Below are 15,942 nucleotides of genomic sequence, written 5' to 3'. Positions count from 1 at the left end.
AGCGCATGCGCAAATTCCTCACCGTTGTATTCGTCCTTCCGCTGCTGGTCCTGCTGGTCATCTTCGGCGTCGCCAACCGGCATTTCGTTACCGTGTCGTTCGATCCGTTCAATGCCGCGGACCCGGCGCTCTCGGTCTCGGTGCCGCTCTTCGCGTTGCTCATTGCGGTTGCGATCATCGGCGTGATCGCGGGTGGCTGTGCCACCTGGATCGGCCAGCGCCACTGGCGCCGCGCCGCCCGCCGCCATCAGGCCGATGCCGAAGCGGCGCGCGCGCAGGTCGCGCAACTCGCCGCTGCAGCGCGTGCCGGCCAGGGGTCGACGCAATCGCTGGTTCCGGCTGGACCGGCCCGGCTTTTCGCCCCTTATGGGCGAGACAAGCAGGGCGCCGCGTTGTAGAAGGCGCGCAGGATCGAACGGCGCTCGGAATCCGTTGGTCCAGTTAATCCTATTCGCCCCAGAACGCGTTCTCCACTGATGTCTCTGCTCGTCAAGATCTGCGGCCTGACTACGCCCGAAACGCTCGACGCCGCGCTTGACGCCGGTGCCGAGATGGTTGGCTTCGTGTTCTTTCCGCCGTCGCCGCGGCACGTCGGTCTCACGGCCGCGCGGGAGCTCGGGCAGCAGGCGAAAGGACGCGCGCTGAAGGTGGCGCTGACGGTCGATGCCGATGACGCGACGTTCGAGAACATTGTCGAGACTTTGCGTCCGGACCTGTTGCAACTGCATGGCCGAGAGAGCATCGCACGCATCCGCGATCTCAAGCAACGCTTCGGCCTGCCGGTCATGAAGGCGGTTGCCGTCGCGACCTCCGCGGATCTCGCGCCGCTGGCCGGCTATGCCGATGTCTGCGACCGCATTCTGTTCGATGCACGGGCGCCCAAGGATGCCACCCGTCCGGGTGGATTGGGGGCCACCTTCGACTGGCATGTCCTCGAAGCTCTCAAGCTGGATCGCCCGTTCATGGTCTCCGGGGGCTTGAGTGCCGACAACGTTGCGGAGGCCGTGCGCATCACGCGCGCAGGCGGCGTCGACGTGTCATCCGGCGTCGAGCGGACGCCGGGTGTGAAGGATTGCGACATGATCCGGAATTTCATCCGCGCGGCGCGCGCCGCTGAAGAGTTGAGCGTTCAATGACGACAGCCATTCCCAATTCCTACCGCAGCGGTCCGGACGAGCGCGGCCATTTCGGCATCTTCGGTGGCCGCTTCGTGGCCGAGACCCTGATGCCGCTGATCCTGGATCTCGAAAAGGCCTATGCCGACGCCAAGGCTGATCCGGCATTCCAGGGCGAGATGAACAGTTACCGGACGCATTACGTCGGCCGTCCATCGCCGCTGTACTATGCCGAGCGTCTGACCGAGCATCTCGGCGGCGCCAAGATCTATTTCAAGCGCGACGAGCTCAATCATACCGGCTCGCACAAGGTCAACAACGTGCTCGGCCAGATCATGCTGGCGCGCCGGATGGGCAAGAAGCGCATCATCGCCGAGACCGGCGCTGGTCAGCATGGCGTCGCCACCGCGACGCTGTGCGCGCGCTTCGGGCTGGACTGCGTGGTCTATATGGGCGCCGTCGACGTGGAGCGGCAGCAGCCGAACGTGCTGCGCATGGAGATGCTGGGCGCCAAGGTCATTCCGGTGCAGTCCGGCGCCAGGACGCTGAAGGATGCGATGAACGAGGCGCTGCGTGACTGGGTCACCAACGTCCACAACACATTTTATTGCATCGGCACGGTGGCCGGCCCGCATCCCTATCCCATGATGGTGCGCGACTTCCAGTCGGTGATCGGCCAGGAGACGCGGACGCAGATGCAGGAGGCCGAGGGCCGGCTGCCGGATTCGCTCGTGGCCTGCATCGGCGGCGGCTCCAATGCGATGGGCCTGTTTCATCCCTTCCTCGATGATCCCTCCGTCGAGATCTTCGGCGTCGAGGCCGCGGGCCACGGCCTGACGCAGCTGCATGCGGCGTCGATCGCGGGTGGCCGTCCAGGTGTGCTGCATGGCAACCGGACCTATCTGCTGATGGACGACGACGGCCAGATCGCCGAGGCGCATTCGATCTCGGCCGGCCTCGACTATCCCGGCATCGGTCCTGAGCATTCCTGGCTGCACGAGGCCAAGCGCGTGACCTATCTGTCCGCGACCGACGACGAGGCGCTGGACGCGTTCCTGCTGCTGTCCCGGTTGGAGGGCATCATCCCGGCGCTCGAGCCGGCGCACGCGGTGGCCAAGGTGATGCAGCTCGCGCCGAACAAGCCGAAGGACCATTTGATGGTCGTCAATCTGTGCGGCCGCGGCGACAAGGACGTGCCGCAGGTCGGCGAGATCCTGCGTAAGAGGGCGAAACAGTCGTGACCAGCCGGATGGATGCGCGCTTCGCGCAGTTAAAGAGTGAAGGCCGTTCGGCATTCGTGACGTTCGTGATGGGCGGCGACCCCGATCCGGAGACGTCGCTCGCGATCGTCAAGGCGCTGCCGCAGGCGGGCGCCGACATCATCGAGATCGGCATGCCGTTCACCGATCCGATGGCCGACGGCCCGTCGATCCAGGCCGCGGGCCTGCGCGCGCTGAAAGCGGGCATGACCCTGAGGAAGACGCTGCAGCTGGTGCGCAGTTTCCGCGAGGGCGACGCAGCCACGCCGATCGTGCTGATGGGCTACTACAACCCGATCTACATCTATGGCGTCGACAAGTTCCTCGACGACGCCAAGAGCGCCGGTGTCGACGGCCTGATCATCGTCGACCTGCCGCCGGAAGAAGACGACGAGCTGTGCATTCCGGCGCTCAAGGCCGGGCTCAACTTCATCCGTCTGGCGACCCCGACCACCGATGACAAGCGGCTGCCGGCCGTGCTCGCGAACACCTCCGGCTTCGTCTACTACGTCTCGATCACCGGCATCACCGGTGCGGCCGCGGCCGACTCCTCCGCCGTCGGGTCGGCCGTTGCGCGAATCAAGCGCCACACGGCGCTGCCGGTCTGCGTCGGTTTCGGCATTCGGACACCGGAAACCGCCCGGGCTATCGCCGCCCACGCTGACGGCGCCGTGGTCGGCACCGCCCTGGTGGATGCCCTGAAGGCGAGCCTGGACGCCGAGGGCCGGGCGACGGCCAAGACCGTCAACGCGGTCGCCGACCTTGCCGCCGCCCTCGCCCAGGGCGTGCGGGGCGCCCAGCAGGCCGCGGAATAGCCATCAACCACCCTTGCATGGAGCGCCGCGGCACGGCTTGCCGTGGCGCTGCCGTCCCGCCATATATCCGGGCGACCGCAAAACGGAGCTTTTCATGAACTGGCTTACCAACGTGGTCCGGCCGAAGATCCGCAACATCCTGCGCCGCGAGACGCCGGAGAACCTCTGGATCAAGTGCCCGGATTCCGGACAGCTCGTGTTCTACAAGGACGTCGAGGCCAACCAGTTCGTCATCCCCGGCTCCAACTATCACATGCGCATGGGCGCATCGGCCCGGCTCAAGTCGATGTTCGACAACGAGACCTGGTTCGACGTCGCGCTGCCCGAGGTGACGCCCGACCCGCTCAAATTCCGTGACGAGCGCCGCTATGCCGACCGCATCAAGGATGCGCGGGCGCGCACCGGCATGAACGATGCCGTCAAGGTCGGCTTCGGCAAGCTCGAAGGCATGGGCGTCGTCATCGCCGTGCAGGATTTCGATTTCATGGGCGGCTCGCTCGGCATGGCCGCCGGCGAGGCGATCGTGCGGGGGCTGGAGCTCGCGGTCGAGAAGAAGTCGCCCTTCATCGTGTTCGCGGCCTCCGGCGGCGCGCGCATGCAGGAGGGCATCCTGTCGCTGATGCAGATGCCGCGCACCACAGTGGCCGTGCAGATGCTGCGCGAGGCCAGACTGCCCTACATCGTGGTGCAGACCAATCCGACCACCGGCGGCGTCACCGCGTCCTATGCGATGCTCGGCGACGTCCACATCGCCGAGCCCGGCGCGCTGATCGGCTTCGCCGGCGCGCGCGTCATCGAGCAGACCATCCGCGAAAAGCTGCCGGAGGGTTTCCAGCGCGCCGAGTACCTGCTCGATCACGGCATGGTCGACATGGTCGTGCATCGTCATGATCTGCGCCCGACTCTGGCGCGGCTGTGCCGGCTGCTGACCAAGGCGCCGGCCGTCGAACACGCCAAGCCCGCGCCGCAACTGCCGCCGCCGGCCAAGCCCGCCGAGACGGCGGAAGCGCCGGCGGTCGCAACGAGCGCGTGAACGATCCCGCCAGCCAGCCCAAGCCTTCGCTCGACGAGCTGATCACGCGGCTCTCGGCGCTGCATCCGAGCAAGATCTCGCTCGGGCTGGAGCGCATGCACCGGCTGCTCGCCCAGCTCGATCATCCCGAGCGCAAGCTGCCGCCGGTGATCCATGTCGCCGGCACCAATGGCAAGGGATCCACGGTCGCTTACCTCAGGGCGATGCTCGAAGCCGCGGGCCTGAGCGTCCACGTCTTCACCTCGCCCTGGCTGGTCCGCATCAATGAGAGCTATCGCCTCGGACGAGTCGGTGGCGGCGTTCTGGTCGACGATGATGAATTGATCGACGCGCTCCTGCAATGCGAGCGAGTCAATGCCGGCGCGCCGATCACCTTCTTCGAGGTGAAGACCGTCGCGGCCTTCGTGCTGTTCGCGAAACATCCCGCAGATGTCGTGCTGCTCGAAGTCGGCCTCGGCGGCCGGCTCGATTCGACCAATGTGGTCGAACAGGTCGCGGCCTCCGTGCTGACGCCGATCAGCATGGACCACATGGAATTCCTCGGCGACACCCGCGCGCTGATCGCGGCCGAGAAGGCTGCCATCATCAAGCGTGGCTGTCCGGTGATCTCGGCGGCGCAGGAGCCGGATGCGATGGCGGTGATCGAGCGCGAGGCCAAGCGCCAGCGCGCGCCGCTGTTCGCGGCCGGCGAGAGCTGGCACGTCAATGTCGAGCGCAACCGTCTCGTCTATCAGGACGATCGCGGGCTCCTGGATCTGCCGGCACCAAAGCTGTTCGGCCGGCATCAGTTCGACAATGCCGGTCTTGCGATCGCGACCTTGCGCGCGCTCGATCAATTCAAGCTGACGACCAAGGCGTTCGAGGACGGCATCGTCCAAGCCGAATGGCCGGCGCGGATGCAGCGGCTGTCGAACGGCGCGCTCACCGCGATCGCGCCGCAGGGCGCGGAGATCTGGCTCGACGGCGGCCACAATGCCGAAGGCGGCCGCGTCGTCGCGGCCGCGATCGGCGATCTCGAGGAGCGCGTCTCGCGGCAGCTCGTCGTCATCGTTGGCATGATGGGCAACAAGGATGCAGCAGCCTTCCTTGCAAATTTCGCCGGGCTGACGCGCCACATCATCGTTGTCCCGATCCCGAACGAGAGCAAGGCGATGGCGCCGGCCGATCTCGCGTCGGCCGCGCGCACGCTCGGCATGCGTATTGAGATCGCGGACGGTGTTGTTTCAGCGCTCGCCGGCGTCGCCCGGCTTGCCTATGAGGTGCCGCCGCGTATTCTGATCACGGGGTCGCTTTATCTCGCAGGCCACGTGCTCGACCTCAACGGCACGCCGCCGACCTGAGGAAAAACAATTCATGCGCTTCGCGGCGATCGCCGATGTCCACGGCAATCATCTCGCGCTGGAGGCCGTGCTGGCGGACATCCGCGCGCAAGGGGTCACCGACATCGTTGATCTTGGCGACATGGCTTCCGGCCCGCTCGATGCACGCAAGGCGATGGACAGGCTGATGGCGCTCGACGCCGTGCATGTGCGCGGCAATCATGATCGCTGGCTGATCGATCGTCCGTTCGAGACAATGGGCGCCTGGGAGCGCCCGGCCTATCCGCAGCTCGAGTCCAGTCATCTGGACTGGCTGCGCACCATCCCGGCGACGGCCGTGTATCAAGATCAGGTGTTTCTCTGCCACGCGACGCCCGAGGACGACAACGTCTACTGGCTCGAGAGCGTGGCGCCGGACGGCACCATCACCTGCGCATCACTCGACGAAATCGAGAGATTGGCTGGCGGCATTTCGCAGTCGTTGATCCTGTGCGGCCATACGCACACGACGCGCGCCGTGCGGCTTCCTGACGGTCGGCTGATCGTGAACCCTGGCAGCGTCGGCAGCCCCGGCTATTCCTACAACGTGCCGTATCCGCATATTGTACAGGCCGGTAGCCCCGACGCGCGCTACGCTATCCTGGAACTGACGCCGGCCGGTTGGAGCGTGAGCTTCCGCCATGTGCCGTATGATCATCGCGCGATGGCTGAGCTGGCGCGCGCCAATGGCGACACAGAGTTCGCGTCTGCGCTTGCGACCGGCTGGATCCGCTGATCAGGCGAGCAGCTTCATGGGATCGGCGACTTTCTGTGCGAGCTGATCGAACGTGCATTGCTTCGGCGCCTTGTCGGGACGCCAGCGCAGGATCGAGGTGCCGTGGCGAAAACGTTCGCCGGAGAAATGGTCGTAGCAGACCTCGATCACCAGCTTCGGCTTCAGCGGACACCACTCCGCCGAGCGCTCGGTCGACCACCGGCTCGGACCGCCCGGCGCATTGCCTGTGAAGCCCGGTGGCGCAATCAGCGGCTCGAGCTTGTCGGTCAGCGCGGGCTTCTCGTCCTTCTTGAGCGCCGAGGTGAAGCCGACGTGATGCAGCAGCCCGTCCTTGTCGTAGAGACCGAGCAGCAGCGAGCCAACCAGCTTTCGGCCGTTCGTGCCCTTGTTCGTCGCGTAGCGGAAGCCGCCGATGACGCAATCCGCGGAGCGGTAGCGCTTGATCTTCTGCATGCCGTCGCGGCTGCCCGCTTGGTACGGCAGGTCAACCCGCTTGGCGATCACGCCGTCCGAGCCGCCGCCGGACTGCGCCAGCCAGTCCTGCGCAGTCGCATAGCGCGTCGTCGCGGGCGACAGCCGGAAGGTCGGATGCTTTGCGAAGTGCGCTTTCGCGAACGCCTCCAGCGCGGGCCGGCGCTCGTGCAGCGTCTGCGCCATCAGGTCCCTGTCCTTCGCTGTTGCCAGCAGGTCAAAGGCCAGGAAGAGAGCCGGCGTTTCCACCGACAGCTTCTTCACGCGGCTGGCGGCCGGATGAATTCGCTGCAGCAGCGCGTCGAACGAGAACGACGCCGCGTGTGGGACCACGAGCTCGCCGTCCAGGATGAAGTTGTTCGTCCTCAGCGCGCGCGCCGCGGCGACCACCTCGGGAAAGTAGCGCGCGAGGTCCTCGCCGGCCTTGGACTGCATCGTCACATGAGCGCCGTCGCGCGCCAGCAGGCAGCGGAAGCCGTCCCATTTCGGCTCGTACTGCCACGCCTCGCCGCGCGGGATCGCGTCCACCGAACGCGCCTCCATGGCCAGCAGGCCTGAGTTGCGGGAAGGCGAGCGATGGGCGCGGGCGGGCATGGCGGGATCCAAAAACGCGGAACACACCCCTCAACGCAAACGGCCGGCGATTCCGCCGGCTGTTCAAGAAAAATCCTCAATGAGTAGGGTGGGCAAAGGCGCGCCGCGCTTTCTCCTCGTTAGAGATGGCTGCGGCGCCGTGCCCACCGTCTTGCTGCAGGCTCGCGGAGAGATGGTGGGCACGCTGCCGCCTGACGGCGGCTGCTTTGCCCACCCTACAAAATCACACCGCCGACGAGATCCACTGCTGCAGCTTCGCCTTGGGCGCGGCGCCGACCTGGCGGGAGGCCAGTTCGCCTCCCTTGAACACCATCAGGGTGGGGATCGACATCACGCCATACTTCGAGGCCGTCTTCGGGCTCTCGTCGACGTTGAGCTTCACGATCTTGACCTTGTCGCCCATCGCGCTGGCGATCTCGTCGAGCGCCGGCGCGATCATGCGGCAGGGGCCGCACCACTCGGCCCAGAAGTCGACCACGACCGGACCGTCGGCCTTGAGCACTTCGCTTTCGAAATCGGCGTCGGAAACCTTGGCTACGGCGGCCATGGAATTACCTCGTTGGGTTGGAGGGAGCGGCACCGGAATGGCCGCCTCAGCGTGGGTGTCAAAGTATGAATGGCCCGTGGCCGGGTCAAGCATGCTCACTCAGTCGTGCTGGGATGGCAGCACGGCGTCCAGCGCGGAGGGGGGAAGCTCCATGAAATCAGGGACTTCCGTCCAGAGCAGGGCGGCCCGGACGGCCCGTCCGGGGTACAATTGGCCGAGCACGGCGCGGTACAGAGCGAGCTGGCGGAGATAGGCCTCGGGCACGTCGGCCAGTTCGGAGGGCGGCTGCTGGTTGGTCTTGAAGTCGACGATCAGCACCTCGGCCTCGGTGACCACGAGACGGTCGATCTGGCCGGACACCAGGGTTCGCGGTTGGCCCGGGTGCGCGAGCCGGCCGACGATCGACACCTCGGCGCGGCTGCCGGGCGCGAACACCGCGGCGAAGCGGGGGTCCGCGATCACGGTGAGCACGCGCGCGGTGAGCTTGTCGCGCTCGTCCTCCGGCCAGTCCGGCGCATTGCGAAGAAGGTAGCGCAGCGCGGCGTCGCGCCGCCGTTCCGGCGGCACGTCGGGCAGTGACTGCAGCAGGCGGTGCACCAAGGTGCCGCGCTGCATCGCGAGACTGCGGGCCGCCAGCGATTCGCCCGTTCGCACCGGCCGCTCATCGGATGAGGGATCGGACGGCCGGAGCACGGCGACGTCGCCGGGCGCCTCCACCGCGGCCGTGCGCAGCCAGGCCGGCAGCTCGACCGCGCTCTCTGCCATCTGCCGCGCCTCGTCCTTGGCGGTCTCGGCGATGTCCTCGGGCCGCGCGTAGCGCTTGACCGGCCCGTCCTCGGTCTCGATCACCTCGACCTGCAACCCCGCCGCATCGAGCCCCCGCGCCATCAGGTCGTACCAGCTGCCGCCGCGCACGTTGTTCATGTTGCCCGGCATGCAGCCGCCGATGACGAGGCGATCGGCGGCCCGCGTCATCGCGACGTAGAGCAGCCGTCGGTATTCGTCCTCGGTCTCCTTCAGCATCGCCGCGCGCGCCGCCACGACGGCTTGCGGATCGTCCGCCTTGCGGCCGGCCCATACGACAATCTCGCGGTCGCCATGCGGCACGTGGATCAGCCGCAGCCGCTGCGAATCCGCCGGCGACGATGTCGTGTCGACCAGGAACACCACCGACGCTTCCAGGCCTTTGGCGCCGTGCACGGTCATGACACGCACCTCGTCGCGCGAGATCTCCATGTCGCGCTTCACTTCGGTGTCGGCGGCGCGCAGCCAAGCGACGAAGCCCTGCAGCGAGGCCGGCGCTTTGCGCTCGTAGGACAGCGCCAGCTCGAGGAATTCGTCGAGCGCGTCATTGGCCTCGTGGCCGAGCCGAGCCAGAATGCGGCGCCGGCCGCCATCGCCGCCGAGCAGCCAGGCGTAGAACGCGAACGGCGTGTCCTCGGCCGCGCGGCGCTCGCATTGCTGCAGACGCCGGACGACGGCCTGCAGCCGCGGATCATCAGCCGCATGCGCGCTCAGCGCCTCGCGCAAGCTGCCGCGACGCTGCCAGGCGAGCTTGAACAGATCGTCATCATCGAGGCCGAACAGCGGGCTCTTCAGCGCGGTCGCCAGCGCCAGATCGTCCTGCGGCAGCAGCAGCGCGTCGGCGAGGTTCATCAGATCGATGATCGCGATGTGCTCGGTGAGCTTGAGGCGGTCCGCACCCGCGACGGGAATGCCGGCATGCTTCAGCGCCTGGATGACGGCATCGAACGCGGTGCCGCGCCGGCGCACCAGGATCAGCATGTCGCCATAGCTCAGCCGCCGCCGCGCGCCGTCATGCCCGGTCATGGTGCCGACGCGGATCAGCCGCTTGATCTCGGCCTGGATGCGCCTCGACAGCTTGACCTCGGGGCTCGTCACCGAGACGCCGTCGAACGGCGCGCGCCAGCCCTCGATTTCCTTGCGGTCGTCGCGCTCGCACAACGACCACAGCTCGACCAGGCTCGGCCCGGCATCGGTCAGCGCATTGTGGATGGGGTAGCCGATATCGGGCGAATGGATGCTGCTGTAGACCTCGCGCTCCCGGAACACGTGGTCGACCGCGTGCAGCACCGTCGGCCCGGAGCGGAACGAATAGGTGAAGGAGACCGGATCGAACAGCAGCCCGGCATCGGTGAAGCGCTTCTGCAACTGGCGCCGTCGGGCATCGAATTCATGCGGGTCGGCGCCCTGGAAAGAGAAGATCGACTGCTTCTCGTCGCCCACCGCGAAGATCGTGCGGGTCAGCCCGTCGCGTGCACCGGCGCCCGACGTGAACTCCTCGATGATGTGGGCGACGATGTCCCATTGCCGCGGGCTCGTGTCCTGCGCCTCGTCGATCAGCACGTGATCGACGCCGCGGTCGAGCTTGTAATGCACCCAGCCGGCGGAGACGCGGTTGAGCATGACCAGCGTCTTGTCGATCAGGTCGTCATAGTCAAGCAGCCCGCGCTCGTCCTTCTCGCGCCGATAGTTCGCGGCCGCCGCAGTGGCGATCTGCAGCAGCGCCTCCGTGCGGTCGCGCACGACGGCGGCGCGGCGCTTTTCGATCAGGTGGTCGAGCCTCCGCGCTTCCGCGTCGAACAGACCAGCGAGGCCGGGATTGCTCTCGGCGAACTTCTTGGTTAGTACCGACCTGCGGGGTTCCTTGTCGTCGGTGAGGAACACGCGAAGATATTCGTCGACCCGATCGCTGCCCGAGAACGCCAGCGCGGCGCGCAACTGGTCCGCCTGCTTCTGATCGGTCTTCGCCCCGCCGTCGAGCCGCGCGGCGATCTCGGTCCAATTCGCGCGCGGCAGATTGGGACCGTCGAGAATGTCGCGCTCGATCGCATCCAGGGTCTCGCCGGCACCAATGCCGAGGACTTCGCCGAGATGCTGCGCGGCGACCTCGACGCGACCGGCGCCATCGGTCCAGGCCATGAAATGATCACGGCTCAGGCACGCCTCGCGCACGACCTCCTTGAAGGTCGAGTCCGCGGCATTGGCCATCGCGATCTGCAGCGCGCGGCCGATCGGGCTGTCAGGAGCGCGCGCCGCATTCAGCAACACTTTGAGATTGGCACGCTCCATCATCTCGGTCTGGTCGCGCTCGTCGAGCACCGAGAACCGCGCCGGCACATTGGCCTCGAACGGAAACTGCTGCAGCAGCCGGGTGCACAGCGCGTGGATGGTCTGCACCTTCAATCCGCCCGGCGTCTCCAGCGCGCTGGCAAACAGTTTTCGCGCCGAGGCGCGGAGCTTCTTGTCCGATGTGAGGATTCCGGTCGACTTGATCGCGCTGTCGAGCGCGCCATCGTCGAGCGTCACCCAATGGCCGAGCGTCGAGAACACGCGCTCGGCCATGTTGGCGGCGGCGGCCTTGGTGAAGGTGATGCAGAGGATCTTCTCCGGCGGCACGCCGTCGAGCAGAAGCCTGATCACGCGCTGCACCAGCACATGCGTCTTGCCCGAGCCGGCATTGGCCGACACGAACGCCGAGGCCGCCGGGTTCGACGCGCGCGTCTGCGCGTCGCGCACGGCCTGCGGAATGGGGCGGGGCGCCTTCACCATTCCTCCACCCCCAGGCCGCCGGCCGCCGACCATTCCTTGATGCGGGCGAGGTCGTCATAGCTGCCGTAGCGGTTCGCCCACATCGACAGGTTCAGCGAGGTGTAGCCCTGGTTGACGTCCTCGAAGCTGCGGATCAGCTCTTCCAGCTTGTTGCGAGCCTCCTGCGCGGCCTGGTCGGGATGCTGCGGCGTGTCGCTCTTGTTGATCTTCAGCTCAAGAATGCGCTCCTCGCCCGGCGGGTTGTTGCCGGACAGCCGGACATAAACGAGCTGGCTGATCAGGCTGCCGGCGGGAATGCCGTCGAAGCCGCCCTCGCGCAGGATCGCAGCTTCCAAGGTGAGCTGCGGCGACAGGCCCATGCGGACCTGCTTTGCGGTCGGCGGCTGGCCGGTCTTGTAGTCGAGGATGGCGTAGGTGCCCTCGGCGCGCTGCTCGATGCGGTCGGCGCGCGCCGACAGCATGAAGGTACGGTCTTTGCCGAGGGGAATGCCGATCTCGCCGCGGATCTCAGCGGTGATCGCGCCGATATGTTCGCGGCGCGCGGTCTCCCACGCCGCGAACCAGCCGGCGATGCGCTGGAAGCGCGGCCACCACAGTGCGCGCGCCTCGGGGCGCTCCATCAGCGGCGCAAAATGCTTTTCGCCGATCACGCGCAGCGCATGGGCTGGATGCAGCGGCAGCTCCTTGGCGAAGGTCTGAGTGAACTCGCCGATGGCTTCGTGGATCGCGGAGCCGCGATCGGCCGCCGACAGCGGCATGTCGACGGGGTCGAGCGGATCGAGTCGCAGGATGTAGCGCGCGAAGATCGTGTAGGGATCGCGCAGCCAGTCTTCGATGGCGGTCACCGACATGCGCAGGGGGCGGGCCTCGAGCGGCGGCTTCGGCGCCGGCTGCGGTATCGGCTTCACCTCCCGCGGCTGGTCGAGCACTTCGGCGTAGCGGACATAAGTTTCGCCGCGCGCCGTCGCGGCCTTCCATTGTGCGTCGCCGGCAACCGCCTGGAGTCGATGCAGAAAGCGCGAAGCGACAGCCGGCGCGCCGCCGGATTTTGCCGCATGGGTCAAGATCACTTCGGGCGCGCCGAGCAGCTGCGCGAAGTCGTGTGCGGAGAGACCGATGCGGCGCTCGGGCAGGTCCAGGCCGAGCTGATGCCGCATCGGGCGGCTGAGCCAGGGATCGATGCGCGGCGCCGGCGGCCAGATGCCCTCGACCAGACCGCCGATGATCATGCGATCGGTCTGCATCAGGCGCGCTTCGAGCGGGCCATAGATCTGCAGCTGCGCGCCGTGGCGCTCAGGGCGGCGCACCGCGCGATCGGAAAAGGCGGTGTGGAACAGGTCCGGATAGTCCGACAGCGGCGCCATCAGGCCGCAGCGCTCGCCGGAGGCGAGCAGATCGTCGAAGCAGCGCGCCAGCGCCGCGCCATCGCGATCGGTGAACGCGGTGCCGAGGCCGACGTCATCGGTGGAGAGCGCGATCAGTACCTCGCGGTGGCGCGCGGCGAGCTCGGCGAAATCCTGCGGACGCGGGGAGGCGAGATTTTCGAGCGGCGCGAGCGCCGTCTGCAATTGCGCGATCAGCGCGGCCGCCTGGTCGAGCTGATCAGGCTTAAGTCGCGCGCGCGGTTCGGCACGATGAAGCGAGGACGCTTCGCCCTGGTGCAGCTTGGCATGCTCGTCGCGGAAGCGGGCGAAGTCGCGCGCGAGGCCGCCGGTGCCGGCTTGCGGACGGGTGCCGCGGAGCAGAGCCAGCTCCAGGGTTTCGATCGCATGCTTCCAGCCGTAGGCGTTGCGGCCGAGCCGGCACAGCGGATGCTTGAGGAGCGCCAGCAGGGTCGGCGGCTCAAGCCCGCGCGCGGCAGCTTCGGCGGCGAGGCGAGCAAAGATCCCGGCCGGTGTTTCCAGCAGCGCATCACCGCCGGAATCGTCGAAGGTCAGGTGCCAGCGCGTCAGCGCGGCCATCACGCGGCGCGCCAGCGCGCGGTCCGGCGTCACCAGTGCCGCGGACTTGCCGAGATGGCGGGCCTCGCGCATCGCGATCGCGATCGCCAGCGCCTCCATCTCCGGATTGGGCGCGGCGACCACGGACAGATTGTCCATCGCCTCCGCGATGTTGGCGGCGATGTCGAACTGGCGCAGTCGCTCATGCCAGATGGCGGTCGCTTCCGACGGCCGCATCGCTTCGGAGATCAGCACCTCGCGGCCGCCCCGGCCCGGCGGCGCAAGGCGAAGTACGTCGCGCCGCTCCAGGCCGAAGCGCCTGAGCAGCAGGTGCATCGCATATTGCGGATGGTTGACCGCGGGCGGCGTGATCACGCGCCCCGAGCGATCCTTCGCGCCGCCGATCGAGCTCCACGCGGCTTCGTCGAGATCGGTGTCGAGCCCCGGCAGCACCACCGCGCCATGCGGTAACTTGGCGACCGCGAGCAGGAACTTTGCCGTCGCCGGCATCGAGCCGGTCGAGCCTGCGGCGATCACCGGCCCATCGGGATGCGCCGAGAGGCGCGCGGCTTCGGCTGCGATCAGGAGATCGCGCCGTGCCGCCGGCTCGATGCGCTCGATCTCCTGCAGATAGGCTGGCCACGCCGTGCGCGCGATGCGCAGGAACTCCAGCGAAAACTGCCAGTATTTGTCGAGCTGATCGGGCACCAGTTGGTCGAGCGCATCCCACGATACGCCGCGTGTCACGATGTCGTCGATCAGCCGCGCGAGGTCGCCGGCGAGCGCGAGCGTCGAGGCGGGACCGCCGATCACCAGCGGCGCCGACACCGGCGTCTTGGCCCAGGCCGCGACCAGCCGCGCCAGCGTGAGCCTACGCTGCAGATCATCGAGCCGCTCCGGAAGCTCCAGCGGCGCGGGGCCGAGGAACGCGTCGCGATCTTCCGCAAACGCCAGCTCATCCTCGTCGATGTCGCCGAGCGCCACCAGCCGCGGCAGCACCGCGGCGTCGGTCCTCAGCTCGTCGAGAAACATCTCGCGCGCGACACGCAGCGAACGACGCGTCGGAAGATAGAGCGTGGCCGTCGCGAGCCGCGCCGGATCGCTGCGGGCTTCGAAACCGTCGACCAGCCGGCCGTCCACCAGCGCCGCGATCACGCTGCGCAGGAACGGCGCCGAAATGGGAACGGTGAAGACGCGCATGGCCTGCGATTCGCGGGGTTTCTCTTGGCGTCTATATAGTAAGCGGAGGGCCGGAGGTCATATCCGGGGTGTGGATGGGTGTTGATAGGTCGTTCGCGTTGCCAAGCTAGAGGATGTCGCGCGTGGCAACTCGATGTGCAGCGAGGCCCGGCTGCAGCCACGCCCTCCGCCGTCATCGCCCGGCTTGACCGGGCGATCCAGTACTCCGAGACGGTTCGGCTTGAGTTGAGAGGCCGCGGCGTACTGGATCGCCCGCTTTCGCGGGCGATGACAGCGGAGGGCGCGGAACTCGCTTCCGCTTCACCGCCATCGCGGGCGGACGCCGATCACGGAAGTGGGTCAAAGGAACTGCTCACTTCACGTCATTGCGAGCGCAGCGGCGCAGCGAAGCAATCCAGAATCCCGCACACCACTCTGGATTGTTTCGCTGCGCTCGCAATGACGGAGACAGGCGGCCTTGTGATGCCTTCGCGCAAGCTACGCCGCGCTCTCCAGCAGTGCTTCTTCGGCTTCGGTCACTGCGGCCGGCGTACCGACATGCATCCACACGCCTTCGAGGCGCAGGCCATACAGCCGGTCCTGCTCATTGGCCTTGTCGAACATCTTCGTCAGCGAGAACTCGCCCTCTGGCGCGCCGTCGAAGATCGCCGGCGAGATGATCGCGGCGCCGGCGTAGACGAACGGCACCACCTGGTGCTCGCGGCGCTTGCGCAAGGTACCGTCGGCGAGCATCGCGTAGTCGCCCTGGCCGGCATAGCCGATCGAGGTCGCGGTCGGGGCCATCAGCAGCATGATGTCCATGCGCGCGGGATCGAATGCGTCGGCAAGGCGCGAGAGGTTCTGGCGCACGCCCTCGATCCACATCGTGTCGGAGTTGACGTGGAAGAACGGCTCGTGACCCAGCAGCGGCAGCGCCTTGACCACGCCGCCGCCGGTGCCCAGCACCTGGTCGCGCTCGTCGGAGATGATCACGCGCGGCGCGCTGCGCGTCGCGGTGTGCTCGATGATCTGATCGGCGAGATAGTGGACGTTGACGACGGCCTCGGTGACGCCAGCCTCGGCGAGCCGGTCGAGCACGTGGTCGAGCAGCGGACGCCCGGCGACGCGCACCAGCGGCTTTGGCATCTTCTCCGTCAGCGGGCGCATGCGCAATCCGAGACCGGCGGCGAGGACCATGGCTTTGTGCGGGTGGACGGGCATCTCAGGGCATCTCGATCAAGGGTGGTACGTGCGAATCATACCACGCAAAAACATCTATCGTCTCGACCGGTTGCGATAGCCCGGCGCCATGACGAATATGC

At 67.4% G+C, this 15,942-nt stretch carries 12 protein-coding genes; 7 read left to right on the top strand and 5 right to left on the bottom strand.

All coding sequences use genetic code 11. The features are described from left to right. Positions 1-5: 5 nt before the first annotated feature. From BRADO_RS00460 to BRADO_RS00430, 7 genes are all read left to right on the top strand, one after another. Positions 6-398 carry a lipopolysaccharide assembly protein LapA domain-containing protein gene (locus tag BRADO_RS00460; RefSeq protein WP_011923364.1) on the top strand — a complete coding sequence of 131 codons (393 nt, stop codon included), beginning with the start codon at positions 6-8 and terminating at the stop codon, positions 396-398. Between the two features lie 78 nt (positions 399-476). After that, positions 477-1,136 carry a phosphoribosylanthranilate isomerase gene (locus tag BRADO_RS00455; RefSeq protein WP_011923363.1) on the top strand — a complete coding sequence of 220 codons (660 nt, stop codon included), beginning with the start codon at positions 477-479 and terminating at the stop codon, positions 1,134-1,136. Next, on the top strand, positions 1,133-2,356 hold the full coding sequence (gene trpB, locus BRADO_RS00450) for a tryptophan synthase subunit beta (RefSeq protein ID WP_011923362.1): 1,224 nt from the start codon (positions 1,133-1,135) through the stop codon (positions 2,354-2,356). The genes BRADO_RS00455 and trpB overlap by 4 nt, the downstream gene beginning before the upstream one ends. Next, positions 2,353-3,189, top strand: coding sequence for a tryptophan synthase subunit alpha (gene trpA / locus BRADO_RS00445; RefSeq protein WP_011923361.1), 837 nt, complete (start codon positions 2,353-2,355; stop codon positions 3,187-3,189). The genes trpB and trpA overlap by 4 nt, the downstream gene beginning before the upstream one ends. Positions 3,190-3,283: 94 nt before the next feature. Continuing rightward, positions 3,284-4,222, top strand: coding sequence for an acetyl-CoA carboxylase, carboxyltransferase subunit beta (gene accD, locus BRADO_RS00440; protein WP_011923360.1), 939 nt, complete (start codon positions 3,284-3,286; stop codon positions 4,220-4,222). Beyond that, entirely contained in the window at positions 4,219-5,562 is a 1,344-nt protein-coding gene (locus tag BRADO_RS00435; protein WP_011923359.1) for a folylpolyglutamate synthase/dihydrofolate synthase family protein, read from the top strand. Before accD ends, BRADO_RS00435 begins: the two co-directional genes overlap by 4 nt. A gap of 13 nt (positions 5,563-5,575) precedes the next feature. Continuing rightward, positions 5,576-6,316 (top strand): metallophosphoesterase, encoded by a 741-nt coding sequence (locus BRADO_RS00430; protein WP_011923358.1) that lies wholly within the window; start codon positions 5,576-5,578, stop codon positions 6,314-6,316. Here BRADO_RS00430 and BRADO_RS00425 read toward each other — a convergent pair whose 3' ends face one another. From BRADO_RS00425 to BRADO_RS00405, 5 genes are all read right to left on the bottom strand, one after another. After that, positions 6,317-7,330, bottom strand: a complete 1,014-nt coding sequence (locus BRADO_RS00425; RefSeq protein WP_011923357.1) for an ATP-dependent DNA ligase — start codon at positions 7,328-7,330, stop codon at positions 6,317-6,319. 274 nt (positions 7,331-7,604) lie between these two features. Further along, a complete protein-coding gene (gene trxA / locus BRADO_RS00420; RefSeq protein WP_011923356.1) occupies positions 7,605-7,928 on the bottom strand; it encodes a thioredoxin in 324 nt (107 codons plus the stop codon). Between the two features lie 99 nt (positions 7,929-8,027). Next, positions 8,028-11,501: a double-strand break repair helicase AddA gene (gene addA, locus BRADO_RS00415; protein WP_041755938.1), complete on the bottom strand. Its 3,474-nt coding sequence runs from the start codon at positions 11,499-11,501 to the stop codon at positions 8,028-8,030. After that, on the bottom strand, positions 11,495-14,641 hold the full coding sequence (gene addB, locus BRADO_RS00410) for a double-strand break repair protein AddB (RefSeq protein ID WP_011923354.1): 3,147 nt from the start codon (positions 14,639-14,641) through the stop codon (positions 11,495-11,497). Before addB ends, addA begins: the two co-directional genes overlap by 7 nt. Positions 14,642-15,118: 477 nt before the next feature. Beyond that, positions 15,119-15,841 (bottom strand): nucleotidyltransferase family protein, encoded by a 723-nt coding sequence (locus tag BRADO_RS00405; RefSeq protein ID WP_011923353.1) that lies wholly within the window; start codon positions 15,839-15,841, stop codon positions 15,119-15,121. Positions 15,842-15,942 lie beyond the last annotated feature (101 nt).

The organism is Bradyrhizobium sp. ORS 278 (assembly GCF_000026145.1).
Classification (GTDB): Bacteria; Pseudomonadota; Alphaproteobacteria; order Rhizobiales; family Xanthobacteraceae; genus Bradyrhizobium.
Note: the sequence above shows the minus strand (reverse complement) of the source record. Positions and strands in the feature narration are given on the sequence as shown.